The organism is Streptomyces polyasparticus (genome assembly GCF_014493765.1).
In the GTDB taxonomy this organism is placed as follows: Bacteria; Actinomycetota; Actinomycetes; order Streptomycetales; family Streptomycetaceae; genus Streptomyces; species Streptomyces polyasparticus.
Genome location: NZ_JACTVJ010000024.1, coordinates 168,005 through 182,414 on the forward strand (window position 1 = coordinate 168,005; position 14,410 = coordinate 182,414).

The 14,410-nt window shown below is 69.2% G+C and carries 16 protein-coding genes and 1 riboswitch; of the genes, 12 read left to right on the forward strand and 4 right to left on the reverse strand.

Annotated elements, in window-relative coordinates:
- The first annotated feature begins 211 nt into the window (after positions 1 to 211).
- The 8 genes from H9Y04_RS37580 (at position 212) to H9Y04_RS37610 (ending at position 6,779) form a co-directional block, all read left to right on the forward strand.
- Positions 212 to 1,669 (forward strand): amino acid permease, encoded by a 1,458-nt coding sequence (locus tag H9Y04_RS37580; RefSeq protein ID WP_187818679.1) that lies wholly within the window; start codon positions 212 to 214, stop codon positions 1,667 to 1,669.
- A 121-nt stretch (positions 1,670 to 1,790) separates the two neighbouring features.
- Positions 1,791 to 2,213, forward strand: a complete 423-nt coding sequence (locus H9Y04_RS37585) for a M67 family metallopeptidase (protein ID WP_187818680.1) — start codon at positions 1,791 to 1,793, stop codon at positions 2,211 to 2,213.
- Positions 2,179 to 2,355, forward strand: a riboswitch (cobalamin riboswitch). It overlaps the preceding gene by 35 nt.
- Before the next feature lie 37 nt (positions 2,356 to 2,392).
- Complete coding sequence (locus tag H9Y04_RS37590) at positions 2,393 to 3,373, forward strand: ABC transporter substrate-binding protein (protein ID WP_187818681.1); 981 nt, start codon at positions 2,393 to 2,395, stop codon at positions 3,371 to 3,373.
- 44 nt (positions 3,374 to 3,417) lie between these two features.
- The gene (locus H9Y04_RS37595; RefSeq protein WP_187818682.1) at positions 3,418 to 4,440 is read left to right on the forward strand and encodes a FecCD family ABC transporter permease; all 1,023 of its coding nucleotides are present in this window, start codon (positions 3,418 to 3,420) and stop codon (positions 4,438 to 4,440) included.
- A complete protein-coding gene (locus H9Y04_RS37600; RefSeq protein WP_187818683.1) occupies positions 4,440 to 5,252 on the forward strand; it encodes an ABC transporter ATP-binding protein in 813 nt (270 codons plus the stop codon). The genes H9Y04_RS37595 and H9Y04_RS37600 overlap by 1 nt, the downstream gene beginning before the upstream one ends.
- Before the next feature lie 44 nt (positions 5,253 to 5,296).
- Positions 5,297 to 5,398, forward strand: a complete 102-nt coding sequence (locus tag H9Y04_RS48490; protein ID WP_328707661.1) for a putative leader peptide — start codon at positions 5,297 to 5,299, stop codon at positions 5,396 to 5,398.
- Positions 5,399 to 5,548: 150 nt separating this feature from the next.
- Positions 5,549 to 5,827, forward strand: a complete 279-nt coding sequence (locus H9Y04_RS37605; RefSeq protein WP_187818684.1) for a MoaD/ThiS family protein — start codon at positions 5,549 to 5,551, stop codon at positions 5,825 to 5,827.
- A gap of 1 nt (position 5,828) precedes the next feature.
- Positions 5,829 to 6,779, forward strand: a complete 951-nt coding sequence (locus tag H9Y04_RS37610) for a PLP-dependent cysteine synthase family protein (RefSeq protein ID WP_187818685.1) — start codon at positions 5,829 to 5,831, stop codon at positions 6,777 to 6,779.
- A gap of 130 nt (positions 6,780 to 6,909) precedes the next feature.
- Here H9Y04_RS37610 and H9Y04_RS37615 read toward each other — a convergent pair whose 3' ends face one another.
- A complete protein-coding gene (locus tag H9Y04_RS37615) occupies positions 6,910 to 7,371 on the reverse strand; it encodes a type II toxin-antitoxin system PemK/MazF family toxin (protein ID WP_187818686.1) in 462 nt (153 codons plus the stop codon).
- A gap of 209 nt (positions 7,372 to 7,580) precedes the next feature.
- On the opposite strand from H9Y04_RS37615, the gene H9Y04_RS37620 reads away from it, so the two are divergent.
- Positions 7,581 to 8,336, forward strand: coding sequence for an MBL fold metallo-hydrolase (locus H9Y04_RS37620; RefSeq protein WP_187818687.1), 756 nt, complete (start codon positions 7,581 to 7,583; stop codon positions 8,334 to 8,336).
- A 15-nt stretch (positions 8,337 to 8,351) separates the two neighbouring features.
- On the opposite strand, the gene H9Y04_RS37625 is transcribed toward H9Y04_RS37620, so the two are convergent.
- The 3 genes from H9Y04_RS37625 to H9Y04_RS37635 form a co-directional block, all read right to left on the reverse strand.
- Positions 8,352 to 9,251: a DUF7916 family protein gene (locus H9Y04_RS37625; protein WP_187818688.1), complete on the reverse strand. Its 900-nt coding sequence runs from the start codon at positions 9,249 to 9,251 to the stop codon at positions 8,352 to 8,354.
- Between the two features lie 135 nt (positions 9,252 to 9,386).
- Complete coding sequence (locus H9Y04_RS37630; RefSeq protein WP_187818689.1) at positions 9,387 to 10,682, reverse strand: PTS transporter subunit EIIC; 1,296 nt, start codon at positions 10,680 to 10,682, stop codon at positions 9,387 to 9,389.
- Positions 10,683 to 10,926: 244 nt separating this feature from the next.
- A complete protein-coding gene (locus H9Y04_RS37635) occupies positions 10,927 to 12,225 on the reverse strand; it encodes a PTS transporter subunit EIIC (protein ID WP_187818690.1) in 1,299 nt (432 codons plus the stop codon).
- Between the two features lie 148 nt (positions 12,226 to 12,373).
- Between H9Y04_RS37635 and H9Y04_RS37640 the strand changes: the two genes are divergently transcribed.
- The 3 genes from H9Y04_RS37640 (at position 12,374) to H9Y04_RS37650 (ending at position 14,169) form a co-directional block, all read left to right on the forward strand.
- Positions 12,374 to 12,697 carry a PTS sugar transporter subunit IIB gene (locus H9Y04_RS37640; RefSeq protein ID WP_268980542.1) on the forward strand — a complete coding sequence of 108 codons (324 nt, stop codon included), beginning with the start codon at positions 12,374 to 12,376 and terminating at the stop codon, positions 12,695 to 12,697.
- A 133-nt stretch (positions 12,698 to 12,830) separates the two neighbouring features.
- The gene (rph, locus tag H9Y04_RS37645) at positions 12,831 to 13,565 is read left to right on the forward strand and encodes a ribonuclease PH (protein ID WP_187818692.1); all 735 of its coding nucleotides are present in this window, start codon (positions 12,831 to 12,833) and stop codon (positions 13,563 to 13,565) included.
- Positions 13,566 to 13,782: 217 nt separating this feature from the next.
- Positions 13,783 to 14,169: a hypothetical protein gene (locus H9Y04_RS37650; protein ID WP_187818693.1), complete on the forward strand. Its 387-nt coding sequence runs from the start codon at positions 13,783 to 13,785 to the stop codon at positions 14,167 to 14,169.
- Positions 14,170 to 14,410 lie beyond the last annotated feature (241 nt).

The following is a 14,410-nucleotide window of genomic DNA, read 5'->3' on the forward strand; positions in this document are numbered from 1 at the left end:
CCCGCCACATTGGCAGCGTTTCGTCCCACTTGTGCGCGTGATAGATGTTCACGACCACCTGCCGGGACGCCACCCATGTGCCCGGCAGGGGCGCCCCACCGGCAGACCGCCGGCAGGCACAGCTCCATCCACATCCGGGGGGATCGGGACCCGATCCGGGCACGTACACCGCACGTACGGCACGGGTCGGCATGGAGAAAGGCGCACCACCATGACCTCAGTGCAGGTCGACAAGCACAACGACGGCAGTGAGGCCGTGGCGGACGGCGAGAGCACGTCCGCGGAGGGCTACCAGCGAGGACTGGGAGCCCGGCAGATCCAGATGATCGCGATCGGCGGTGCCATCGGCACCGGCCTGTTCCTGGGTGCCGGCAAGGGCATCCACAAGGCGGGCCCCAGCCTGATCCTCGCGTACGCCATCGCGGGTCTGGTGATCTTCTTCATCATGCGCGCGCTCGGCGAGCTCCTCATGTACCGCCCGGTGTCGGGCTCCTTCTCGGAGTACGCGCGGGAGTTCATCGGCCCGTTCGCGGGCTTCGTGACCGGCTGGACGTACTGGCTGTTCTGGGTCGTCACCGGCATCACCGAGGTCACCGCGGCCTCCGCGTACATGCAGTACTGGACGAAGAACGCCGACGGCTGGCTCGATCAACCCCAATGGGTGTTCGCGCTGCTGTTCACGGTCATCCTGTTCGGCGCGAACCTCATCTCCGTGAAGCTCTTCGGCGAGCTGGAGTTCTGGTTCTCGATGGTCAAGGTCACCGCCATCGTCGGCATGATCCTGATCTGCGCCGGCATCCTCACCATCGGCTTCTCGGACGCCGGTGACACCGCTTCGGTCGGCATGCTCTGGAACCAGGGCGGCTTCTTCCCGAACGGCATCGGCTCCACCCTGATGACCCTGCAGATGGTCATGTTCGCCTTCCTCGCCGTCGAGCTGGTCGGTGTGACCGCGGGCGAGTCCAAGGACCCGAAGACCGTGCTTCCCAAGGCGATCAACACCGTGCCGTGGCGTATCGCCGTCTTCTACGTCGGCGCGCTGATCATGATCCTGTCGGTCGTGCCGTGGACGCACTTCCAGCCCGGCGTCAGCCCGTTCGTGGCCGCCTTCGAGAAGATGGGCCTGGGCGTCGGCGCCGCCATCGTGAACTTCGTGGTGCTGACCGCGGCCCTTTCCTCCTGCAACTCGGGCATGTACTCGACGGGCCGTATGCTCCGCGACCTCGCGCTCAACGGCCAGGGCCCGAAGTTCTTCACCAAGCTGACGAAGAACGGCCTTCCGCTGTACGGCACTTCGGTGTCCGCCGCCCTGATGCTGGTCGGCGTCTACATCAACTACGAGTGGCCGGGCGAGGCGTTCAACTACGTCGTCTCCTTCGCGACCATCTCCGGCATGTGGGCCTGGATCATGATCCTGATCAGCCAGATCCGCTACCGCGCCAAGGCCGACCGCGGCGAGCTGCCGCAGTCCTCCTTCAAGGCCCCCGGCGCCCCGTTCACCAGCTGGTTCGCACTCGCCTTCATCTTCATGGTGATCGTGCTCATGGGCATCGACAAGGACGCGCGGATCTCCCTGTACGCGGCTCCGCTCTGGGCGCTGATCCTCTTCATCGGCTACCAGTTCGTGCAGCGCAAGAACACCGGGCAGTTGGAGGACGTGAAGAGCTAGCTCTTCGTGGGGACGGCCGTTTCCTGCCGGACGGCCGTCCCCGTTCTCCGTCTCACGGCGGCGTCTCACCAGGTGGGCCAGGGATCTCGGATCCCTGGCCCACCTGCTTATGCTCAGCCACATGCTGACCATCACCCAGGCCCTGTACGACCAGATCGTCGCCCACGCCCGCGAGGACCACCCCGACGAGGCCTGCGGTGTCGTCGCCGGACCGGTCGGCGAGGGCCGCCCCGAGCGGTTCATCCCGATGCTGAACGCCGCGCGCTCCCCGACGTTCTACGAGTTCGACTCGGGCGATCTGCTCAAGCTCTACCGCGAGATGGACGACCGCGACGAGGAGCCGGTGATCGTCTACCACTCGCACACGGCGACCGAGGCCTACCCGTCCCGTACCGACATCACGTATGCGAACGAGCCCGGCGCGCACTATGTGCTGGTCTCCACGGCGGACACGGACGGCGCGGGGGAGTTCCAGTTCCGCTCCTACCGGATCGTCGAGGGCGAGGTCACCGAAGAAGAGGTGAAGGTCGTCCAGGCATACTGAGCCTCGACCTTGGGCTGCAGGACCCAGGAACCCGGTGTGAATCCGGGACGGTCCCGCCACTGTGACCGGTCGGGACGCCGTGCATTCCGATGCACGCGTACCGGCCGGAGAGTCAGGAACTGACCTGCCGCCTTCTTCCACCGACTGGGGACGAGGAAATCCCCACAGGAGGCCCAGCCATGTCCTGGCGTATACCGACGCGCGCCCTCGCGACCGCGTCCCTGCTTCTCCCGCTCGCCGCCTGCTCCCCGGCCGCCGACTCCGCGAAGCCGCAGGCGACCGCCGCCGGATTCCCGTACACGGTGACGAACTGCGGAGTGAAGACCACCTTCACCGCACCGCCCGAGCGCGCCGTCACCATGAACCAGCACGTCACCGAGGTGCTGCTCGAACTCGGTCTGAAGGACCGGATCGCCGGCACCGCCTACCTCGACGACGAGGTCCTGCCGAAGTACGCCGCGGACTACAAGTCCCGCCCAGTGCTCGCCGACGAGTACCCCTCGTACGAGAAGCTCCTCTCGGTGAACCCGGACTTCGTCTACGGCGGGTACGCCAGCGCCTTCGCCGGCAACGAGGGCCGCTCACGCGGCGCGCTCGCCAAGTCCGGCATCGAGACCCGGCTCAACGTCGAGGGCTGCGCGAAGTCCGCCGTCACGATGAAGGACCTCTACCGCGAGGTGCGGGAGGTCGGCGGCACCTTCGGGGTGCGGGAGCGCGCCGATGCGTGGGTGCGCGGTGCGGAGAAGGAACTCGCGGACACCGCACGGCAGTTGAAGGGCACGAAGCCGCTCTCCGTCTTCGTGTACGACAGCGGTGACAAGACCGCGTTCACCGCCGGCGGCCAGGGCATCGGCAACGAGATCATCACCCGCGCCGGCGGCCGCAATGTCTTCGCCGACCTGGACAAGTCCTTCGGCGACGCCTCATGGGAGAACGTGGTCGAGCGGGCCCCCGAGGTCATCGTGATCTACGACTACGGCGCCCAGACCGTCGCCCAGAAGAAGAAGCGCCTCCTTGAGGACCCGGCCCTCGCGGACGTGCCGGCGATCAGGAACAAGCGGTTCGCCGTGCTGCCCCTGTCCGACGCGGTCCTCGGGGTCCGCGCCCCCGCCGCGGTGGAGAAGCTCGCCGAGCAGCTCCACCCGGACGTGGCGAAGTGAGGCGCGGCAGCAAGAGTGAAGCGAGGCGCGGCGGCAAAAGCGAAGTGAGGCGCGGCTACCTCCTGGTCATCGTGTCCCTGACGGCGGCCCTGGCCGTGGCCGCCGTCGCCGGGCTCGCGCTCGGCCCGGTGCGGATCGCACCGGCCGAGGTCGTACGGATCCTCACGGGCGGCGCGGAGCCGAGCCCGCTGCGCACGATCGTGCTCGACGTACGGCTGCCCAGGGTGTTGCTCGGCGCGGTCATCGGCGCCGGACTCGCCGTGATCGGCACGGTTCTGCAGGCCCTCGTCCGCAATCCGCTCGCCGACCCGTTCCTGCTCGGCGTCTCCTCCGGGGCCTCGGCGGGCGCGGTCGCGGTGATCGTGCTCGGGATCGGCGCGGGCGCCGCGATGTCCGTGACGATCCCGGCCGCCGCCTTCGCCGGCGCGATGGCCTCCCTTGCCCTCGTCTACGTGCTCGCGCGCGGCCGGGGCGGCGCCATGACCGGGGCGCGCCTGGTCCTCGCGGGCGTCGCCGTCGCGTACATCCTGTCCGCCCTGACCAGCCTGCTCCTGGTGACGTCCGCCGACGCCAACCACATCCAGGAGGTCCTGTACTGGACCCTCGGCGGCCTCGGCAGCGCCCGCTGGGACATGCTCGCGCTGCCCGCCGCGGCCCTGCTCGCCGGCACCCTCCTCCTGCTCGCGCTCGCCCGGCCGCTCGACCTGCTGCTCGCGGGGGAGGAGGGCGCGACCGTGCTCGGCCTGGACACCGGCCGCTTCCGCGCCGCCGTGTTCGTGCTGACCTCGCTGCTGACCGGCGCGGCCGTCGCGTACAGCGGGGCCATCGGCTTCGTCGGCCTGATGGTGCCGCACGCCGCCCGCATGATCGTCGGCGCGAGCCACCGCAGGTTGCTGCCGGTGGCCGCGCTCGGCGGCGCGGTGTTCCTGGTCGCCGCCGACCTCGCGGCCCGCACGGCGGCCGCGCCTCAGGACATCCCGGTCGGCGTGCTCACCGCCCTGACCGGCGGACCGTTCTTCCTGTGGCTGCTGCACCGCGGCCGCTCTGCCGAAGGGGTGGCTGCCTGATGCTGCAGCTCCAGGAGATCTCGTACGAGACGGGCGGCCGCGTCCTCGTCGACGCCGTCACTCTGCACGCGGACACGGGGGAGACCGTGGGCCTGGTCGGCCCGAACGGCAGCGGCAAGACCACCCTCCTGCGCTGCGTGTACGGGACGCTGCGGCCCTCGTCCGGACACGTCCTCGTCGACGGCACCGAGCTGACCGGCGCCAAGGAACGGGCCCGGCGGATCGCGACCGTCCCGCAGGACGGCCAGTCGGCCTTCGAGCTGACCGTACGGGAGGTCGTGGCCATGGGCCGCTCCCCGCACAAACGGTTCTGGGAGCCGGACACCGCCGCCGACGAACGGCTCGTCACCGAGGCGCTGGCCCGCGTCGGCGTCCTCGACCTGGCCGAGCGCGCCTTCCCGGGCCTCTCCGGCGGCGAGCGCCAACGCGCCCTGGTGGCGCGGGCGTTGGTGCAGCAGCCCCGCCTGCTCGTCCTCGACGAGCCGACGAACCACCTCGACATCCGCTATCAGCTGGACATCCTCACCCTGGTCCGCGGCCTCGGCACCACCAACCTGCTCGCCCTGCACGACCTCAACCTGGCCGCGTATTTCTGCGACCGGCTCTACGTACTGCAGCGCGGGGCGGTCGTCGCCGCGGGCCCGCCCGCGCAGGTGCTCACGCCGGGGCTGCTCGCCGAGGTGTACGGAGTGCGCGCCGACGTGGGCGTCCACCCCGCCACGGGGGCGCCCACGGTCACGTATCTGCCCGGCCCCGGGGCGGGCCCTGACGTGCCCCGTCCGACCGGTGAACGAAAATCATCCACTATCTGAGATCACACTCCGGAATCCGGGACGGGAATCGATACGATGACCGCATGGTTCAACACGACGTGAGTGACAAGACGCCGGGCATGCTGCTCGTGGCGCGCCTTCACGTCGACCTGTGCAGGCTGAACAGCGCCATCTGTCCACGCTGACCCCTGCCGCCGACCCCTGCCTTCGTGGGGGCCCGGGAGCCGCCCCAAGGGTGCGGTGACCGCAGACGGCGACTCCTCCGCGTACCACCGCATCGCCGCGCGCACCCACCCGCGCACCCACACTTCCTCATCTCACCAGGAGCCGCAGCCATGGCCATCGAGGTCCGCATCCCGACCATCCTCCGCACCTACACCGACGGCGAGAAGGCCGTGCAGGGCAGCGGCGACACCCTCGCCGAGCTCTTCTCCGACCTGGATTCCCGTCACTCGGGCATCGAGGCCCGCATCGTGGACGAGGGCAAGCTGCGCCGCTTCGTGAACGTGTACCTGAACGACGAGGACGTCCGCTTCCTCGACGGCATCTCCACCAAGCTCGCCGACGGCGACAGCGTCACGATCCTCCCGGCCGTCGCCGGCGGATCGGTCTGAGATGCGGTACGACTCCCCGCTCGCCGCGGTGGGCAACACCCCTCTGGTGCGCCTGCCGCGGCTCTCGCCCTCGGACGATGTCCGCATCTGGGCCAAGCTGGAGGACCGCAACCCGACCGGTTCGGTCAAGGACCGGCCGGCGCTGCACATGATCGAACAGGCCGAGAAGGACGGCCGGCTCACCCCCGGCTGCACCATCCTCGAGCCGACCAGCGGCAACACGGGCATCTCGCTCGCGATGGCGGCCCGCCTCAAGGGCTACCGGATCGTGTGCGTGATGCCCGAGAACACCTCGTCCGAGCGCCGTGAACTGCTCGCCATGTGGGGCGCGGAGATCATCTCCTCGCCCGCCGCGGGCGGCTCCAACACGGCGGTACGGGTGGCCAAGGAGCTCTCCGCCGAGCACCCGGACTGGGTGATGCTCTACCAGTACGGCAACCCGGACAACGCGGGCGCGCACTACACGACGACGGGCCCCGAGATCCTCGCGGACCTGCCGTCGATCACGCACTTCGTGGCGGGCCTCGGCACGACGGGGACGCTCATGGGCGTCGGCCGCTATCTGCGCGAGAACAAGCCGGACGTGGCGATCGTCGCCGCCGAACCGCGCTACGACGACCTGGTCTACGGCCTGCGCAACCTCGACGAGGGCTTCATCCCCGAGCTCTACGACGAGACCGTCCTCACCACGCGCTTCTCGGTCGGCTCGGCCGACGCGGTCACCCGCACCCGCGAACTCCTACAGCAGGAGGGCATCTTCGCGGGCGTCTCCACGGGCGCGGCCCTGCACGCGGCGATCGGCGTCGGCAGGAAGGCGGTCAAGGCGGGCCAGTCCGCGGACATCGCCTTCGTGGTCGCCGACGGCGGCTGGAAGTACCTGTCGACGGGCATCTACACGGCGGAATCGACGGAGGCGGCGATCGAGCTGCTGCAGGGGCAGCTCTGGGCGTAGCACGCCGGACAGACCCCGCCCACCCAGGGGGCCGAGCCCTGCCAAGGCTATCGGCGCCCACTGACAACGCCGCCGGGCGAGCTCAGCCGTGCAGGTGTGGGCGAGGCCGGCCGTGCAGGTGCGCGCGAGGTCAACTGTGCAGGTGGCGGACCTGGTCCCACAGGACCGGGTCCACCACACCGGCCCGCCGCCGGAACGCCCACACCGGGACCGTCCGCAGCTCGTCCGTCTCCAGAAAACTCGGCCGCCCCTGAGCGTCACCCACCGACCCGGGCGGCAGCGGAATCACCCCGGCCCGCTCGTCGTGGTACTTGCTCGTGATCTTGACGACGACGGCACTCTCACCCCGTACGTCCAGGACGAGACAGGGCCGGTCCTTTGACCCCGGACCGTCCTCGTACGGAACGTCAGCCCACCAGATCTCCGCAGGCCGAGGGGCACGCCGAGGCCCACGCCCCGGACCCCGCGGCCGCGCCGGCGGCCGGCCCGCACCGCTCGGCCGGCGCCGGGAGCGCCCCCGCCCGTCCACCAGCGCCGCGAGCAGCGCGAGCGCCACCACGGCGGCAAGCGCGAGCCACCAGGACGTGTCCATGGGCATGAATCTACCGGCGCGGCCCAAACGCGGCGCGCCGGGAGCGGATCCATCCGAACCGGTGACAGGGCAGGTGAGTTGCCCCACAACGGCCCATGACGCAGGGGCGACGCGGAGTTTTGCGCCTTACGCTCGACGCACCGCACAACCCCCGGAACGGCCTGGGGCAACAGGCCGTATGCCCTGCCAGCACGGAGGTTCCCGTCTCCATGAAGCTCACCGTCGTCGGCTGCTCGGGCTCGTTTCCGTCCGCGGAATCGGCCTGCTCGAGCTACCTCGTAGAGGCCGACGGCTTCCGGCTGCTCCTCGACATGGGCAACGGTGCCCTCGGCGAGCTGCAGCGCCACTGCGGTCTGTACGACCTCGACGCCGTCTTCCTCAGCCATCTCCACCCGGACCACTGCATCGACATGTGCGCGTACTTCGTCGCGCGCTACTACCGCCACGAAGGCGGCCGCTGCGATGCGATCCCGGTCTTCGCCCCCGAGGGCGCCCAGGAACGGCTGACCACCGCCTACGGCGACAGCCCCTCGGCCTCGGCGATGGGCGAGGTCTTCGACTTCCAGACGCTCAAGCCGGGCGCCTCGTTCGAGATCGGCCCCTTCTCCGTCCGTACGGAGAGAGTCGCCCACCCCGTGGAGGCGTACGCGATCCGGGTCGAGCACGAAGGCCGCTCGCTCGTGTACTCCGGCGACACCGGCGTCTGCGAGCAGCTCGACGAGCTGGCCGCCGGCACCGACCTGTACCTGTGCGAGGCCTCCTTCATCCACGGCAAGGAGGACATCCCCGACCTCCACCTCAACGGCCGCGAGGCCGGCCAGAGCGCCACGCGCGCCGGGGCCGGCCGCCTCGTCCTCACGCACATCCCGCCGTGGACGGACGCGCAGATCAATCTGCGCGACGCACGAGAGGCGTTCGACGGCCCCGTCGAGCTCGCGCGCTCCGGGGCCGTCTACGAGCTGTGAGCTCCCCGGCCGTCGTCAGCCCCGCTGACGGCGGCCGGACAGCGCCATCCGGTTCCAGGTGTGCCGGCGGCCGCGGATCGCCACCGAGTACGCGTACAGCAGCTCCGGGTCGCACATCCCGGGGATGTACGAGTCGCCGAAGTGGTGGGCGTCGAAGCCGATCTCCTTGGCGTTCAGGGCGAGTTGGGGCACCACGTTGGCGTGGCTGCCCTCCTGGCTCGTGCCGATCGCACCCATCACGATCGCGCCCGCGTCCTGCACGGCCGCGACCCCCTCGGCGGCCAGCTCGCGGGTGACCCCGGGCATCGTGCCGGGCAGCGGCATGACCACACCGTCGGCGCCCGCATCGACCAGCGCGGTCAGCTTCGGCACGGTGACGCGCTCGATGTGCCCGGCGTGGTGCATCTTGCCGCTCCACAGCGCCGCGTCGTCCCCGAGCCCCTTGCGCAGCTCCTCGGTCACCCGCGCCATGCCCTCGAAGGAGCCGCCGGTGCCGGGGTTCGCGGTGATGCAGAGCATCGCGGCACCCATGTCGATCAGACGCTTGGCGTACTCGGGCTTGGCACGCCGGATCTCCGGTACGTCACCGGGCTCCAGGTTCACGCCGACGGGCCGTCCGATGACCTGCGCGAGCTCGGTGAACGAGGCGAACTCACCGAGCCCGGGCAGCGTCAGCTTCTCGCCGTCCCAGGCGCGCTCGATGAGGTTGAGGACCACGATGTCGGCGCCGAACGACGCGACGAGCTCCATGTTGTGCACACCCCGGCCACCCGGGTTCGGAATCATCGCGGCACGCTCGGCGAACACCTCGCCGACCATGGTGCGGCCCTCCGCGGCGGCTACGGCGGCGGTGAGTTCACGGCCGCGCAGGGCGGCGAGCTGCTCGCGGTCGAGGTCGAGGATGCGGGTGGTCATGGGAGCTCCCGGTGGGCGTGGACGCGTGCACTTCGACGCTATGAGGTCGCAAACGCACATTGGCCCTGCCGTAGGACTCCTACGGCAGGGCCAATGGACCTGTACGAGCTGAGGATCAGCCGGTGATCACTGCGATCACTTGGTGATGTCCTCGATCTCCTCCTCGGGCTCACGGCCCGGGGTGGTGAGGTTGAACTTCACGATCGCGAAGCGGAAGACCACGTAGTAGATCACCGCGAAGACCAGACCGATCGGAATGATCATCCAAGGCTTGGTGGCGAGGTTCCAGTTCAGCAGGTAGTCGATCGCACCTGCGGAGAAGGTGAAGCCCGCCTTCACGCCGAGCGCCCAGGTGATCACCATCGAGGCGGCGGTGAGAATCGCGTGGAGCACGTAGAGCAGCGGCGCGATGAACATGAACGCGAACTCGATCGGCTCCGTCACACCGGTGACGAACGAGGTCAGGGCCAGGGACATCATCATGCCGAGCACGGCCTTGCGGCGCTCGGGGCGAGCGGTGTGCGCGATGGCGAGCGCGGCGGCCGGCAGGCCGAACATCATGATCGGGAAGAAGCCCGACATGAACTGTCCGGCGGTCGGGTCACCGGCGAAGAATCGGGTCAGGTCACCGTGGACGACGTCACCGGCGGCGTTGGTGAAGTCGCCGATCTGGAACCAGGACACGGTGTTCACGAACTGGTGCATACCGATGGGCAGAAGACCTCGGTTGATCAGGCCGAACAGGCCGGCACCCGCGGCGCCGAGACCGGTGATCCACTCGCCGAAGCTGGTGATGACGTTGCCGATGGGCTCCCAGCCGAGGACGACGAGGATACCGAGGGCGGTGCCGACGAAGGCCATGATGATCGGGACCAGGCGGCGGCCGTTGAAGAAGCCGAGCCAGTCGACCAGCTTGGTCCGGTGGAAGCGCTGCCACAGCACGGCGGTCAGCAGACCGAGGATGATGCCGCCGAGAACGCCGGGGTTCTCATAGGCGGCCGGCGTGACCTCGGCGCCCTTGACCCAGACGCCGCTGTAGAAGGTGCCCACGAACTCGGCGCCCGAAGGGCCGTCCAGCGGGAACTGGCGGATCACGGCGAAGTAGGTCAGGAAGGACACCACGGCGGCCAGCGCCGTCGAACCGTCGGCCTTCTTCGCGAAGCCGATCGCGACACCTATGCAGAACAGCAGGGGGAGACCGAACGAGGCGTCGAGCAGGGCGCCACCGGCGCCGGCGAAGACCTTGGCGACCTGGTCCCAGCCGAGACCATCGGCGCCGAATACATCGGCCTGGCCGAGGCGCAGCAGGAGGCCGGCCGCGGGCAGCACGGCGATCGGCAGCTGCAGGCTTCGGCCCACCTTCTGCAGACCCTGGAACAGGCCGGAGCCCCGCTTCTTCGCGGGAGCAGCGGCGGCGGTGGCCGTACTCATCAACTTCCTCCAGTGGGCATGACGCCGCCCGGAGAAAGAGGTAGGGACGGCGACGTCGCTCAGAAGACGCGGACCGATCGGCCGCGTGGTCTACACCAATTAGTGGTGTAGACCAGTTGTAACACGGTGAAGACCAGATAAGGAACCTCCGCTTCCAGTGGCCTGGGACACAGCGGGACAGGCATGACAAAAGACCCCCGAATCCCGTGGATTCAGGGGTCTTTCGGCCTGGTGGAGGCGGGTTCTACGCCTTGGTGTTCTCCTGCTCCAGGGCCTCCGCCTCCTCCTCCGGCTCGCGCCCAGGAGTCTTGATGTCCCACTTCGTGATCGCGAAGCGGAAGACCGCGTAGTAGACGACGGCGAAGCAGAGGCCGATCGGAATGATCATCCAGGGCTTGGTCGCCAGGCCCCAGTTGATGACGTAGTCGATCAGGCCGGCCGAGAAGCTGAAGCCGTCCTTGACGCCGAGCGCCCAGGTCACCGCCATCGACACACCCGTGAGCAGCGCGTGCACCGCGTACAGGGCCGGGGCGATGAAGACGAAGGAGTACTCGATCGGTTCGGTGATACCGGTGACGAACGAGGTCAGCGCCAGCGAGAGCATCATGCCGCCGACCACCTTGCGGCGCTCCGGCCGTGCGCAGTGGACCATCGCCAGACAGGCCGCCGGCAGGGCGAACATCATGATCGGGAAGAAGCCCGACTGGTAGATGCCGGCGCTGGGGTCGCCGCTGAGGAACATGTTGATGTCGCCGTGGACCGTGGTGCCGTCCGGCTTGGTGTACGAGCCGAACTGGAACCACAGCGGCACGTTCAGGAACTGGTGCAGGCCGATCACCAGGAGCGCGCGGTTGGCGACACCGAAGATGCCGGAGCCCCAGGCGCCCAGGCTCTCGAGCCAGTTGGAGAAGCTCTCCAGGGCGTCACCGATCGCCGGCCAGACCCACAGGCACAGTGCGGCGAAGACGATGGCGACGAACGCCATGATGATCGGGACGAGGCGGCGTCCGTTGAAGAAGCCGAGCCAGGAGACGAGCTTCGTACGGTGATAGCGGACCCAGAACCACGAGGCGAGCAGGCCCATGATGATGCCGCCGAAGACGCCTGGATTCTGATACGTGAAGGCGCTGACGGTCCCGTCGGCCGCTTGGCAGCCGGTCGCGACGGCCTTCGCGCCGTCGGCGCAGTCCACCGGGAACTGGTGCAGCACCCCTCGGTACACAAGGAAGCCGGCCACCGCGGCGAGCGCCGTCGAGCCGTCCGCCTTCTTCGCCATGCCGATCGCGACGCCGATGCAGAACAGCAGCGGCAGACCGAGGTCCGCGTCGAGCAGCGCACCACCGGCGCCGACGAAGACCTTGGCCACATTCGTCCAGCCGAGGCCGTCGGCGCCGAAGACATCCGGCTGGCCGAGACGGTTGACGATGCCCGCTGCGGGAAGCACGGCGATCGGCAGCTGAAGGCTGCGCCCCATCTTCTGCATGCCCTGGAAGAAGTTGCTCCAGGGACTCGGCCGCGCTGCTGCGGCGGCGTTCGCGCTCATGGTGTCCTCCCGGAACAAGCCAGGCTCGGCGATCGTTGTAGATTGGTGTAGACCAGTGAGGGACCGGCGTCGGTATCCGCGCGGAAAAACCCGTGCGTACGCCGATGATCGCCATCATTCGGTACGTCGGTGATGACCGCCCGTGAAGATGGGCCAACCGTGCGTTACCGTGTCAAAGCGGACCAATAGTGGGCCGGCCGTCGCTTGCGAGAGCGCACGAAAGATCAGGGAGAAAGACATGGCCACGAAGGCTGAGAAGATCGTTGCCGGCCTCGGCGGTATCGACAACATCGAAGAGGTCGAGGGCTGCATCACCCGCCTGCGCACCGAGGTCAAGGACTCCTCGCTCGTCGACGAGGCCGCCCTCAAGGCCGCCGGCGCCCACGGTGTCGTGAAGATGGGCACCGCCATCCAGGTCGTCATCGGCACCGACGCCGACCCGATCGCCGCCGACATCGAAGACATGATGTGAGCAGCCTCTAGCTGTACGGAAGCCCTGTTCCCGGCCCACCGGGGCAGGGCTTTTGTGTGCCCCGCGGCAGGGCTGCGGAGAGAGAAGGTGAGCGCGGAACTCGGCGCACAGCGCAACGGCTACGCTCGACGCCATGTCTCGTATCGACGGCCGTACCGCCGAATCCCTCCGCCCCGTCACCATCGAACGCGGATGGAGCAAGCACGCCGAAGGCTCCGTACTCGTCTCCTTCGGCGACACCAAGGTCTTCTGCACCGCCTCCGTCACCGAAGGCGTCCCGCGCTGGCGCAAGGGCAGCGGCGAAGGCTGGGTCACCGCCGAGTACTCCATGCTGCCCCGCTCCACCAACACCCGCGGCGACCGCGAATCCGTCCGCGGCAAGATCGGCGGCCGCACCCACGAGATCTCCCGCCTCATCGGCCGCTCCCTGCGCGCCGTCGTCGACTACAAGGCACTCGGCGAGAACACCATCGTCCTCGACTGCGACGTCCTCCAGGCCGACGGCGGCACCCGTACCGCCGCGATCACCGGCGCGTACGTGGCCCTCGCCGACGCGGTCGCCTGGGCCCAGGGCAAGAAGCTCATCAAGCACGGCCGCAAGCCGCTCACCGACACCGTCTCCGCCGTCTCCGTCGGCATCGTCGACGGCGTACCGCTGCTCGACCTCTGCTACGAGGAGGACGTGCGCGCCGAGACCGACATGAACGTCGTCTGCACCGGCGACGGCCGCTTCATCGAAGTCCAGGGCACCGCCGAAGCCGCACCCTTCGCCCGCGACGAGCTCAACGCCCTGCTCGACCTCGCGGTCGCCGGCTGCGACGAACTCGCCACGCTGCAGCGCAAGGCCCTCGAGCAGACGCTCGGCTGACGCGAACCGACGGTTGGCCGGCCGGAGTCGAACCGACGGTTGGCCGGCCGGAGCCGAACCGACGGTTGGCCGGCACCGGCCGATGCTCGGCAGACGCAGGCCGACGGCCGGCTGATGCCGGCCACGCAACCGTGCACGCCCTGCCGGGCGTTCTAAGGGATACGGGCGTACGGCAAGCCGCCGTACGCCCGTCCGCAACAAGGGGAGGAACCGTTCCATGGCCTCGCGCCACCGCCGTATCGCCCTGGCAGCAGCCAGCGCCGCACTGATCACGCCCTTCGCCATCGGCTGCAGCGCCATCGACAAGGCCCTCGACTGCGCCCAGACCGCGAGCGCCATCGCCCAGAGCGCCTCCGACCTCCAGCAGGCCGTCCAGGACGCGGCCGAGAACCCGCTCGAAGCGGACAAGGCCCTCGACCAGATCGACAAGAACCTCGACGAGATCGGTGACAGCACCGGGGACGCGGACGTCAGCAAGGCCGTCGACGACATCTCCACCGCTGTGGACAACGTCCGTCAGGCGATCAAGGACGGGGACGCCACGCCGGATGTCGGGCCGGTCGTCGATGCGACCGGTGAGCTGACGAAGGTGTGCTCGCCGTAAGTTGCTCGGATCGTGCGGTCCGTTCGGTCCGTTCGGTCCGTTCGGTCCGGTCAGTTCGGGCGGGGTGGGCCGCGATGCGGGGGTGCAGGGGGCGGAGCCCCCGTCCTCGGCGGGTGCGGGTGCGTTGCTGTCTGCGGGCCGTTGCGCCTGCGGCGGGCTTTCCTCCCCGCCCCGCCCCTTCCCGAAACCGGGGCTGCGCCCCGGACCCCTGCATCCGAACTTCGTTCGGATCTGCTCAAAC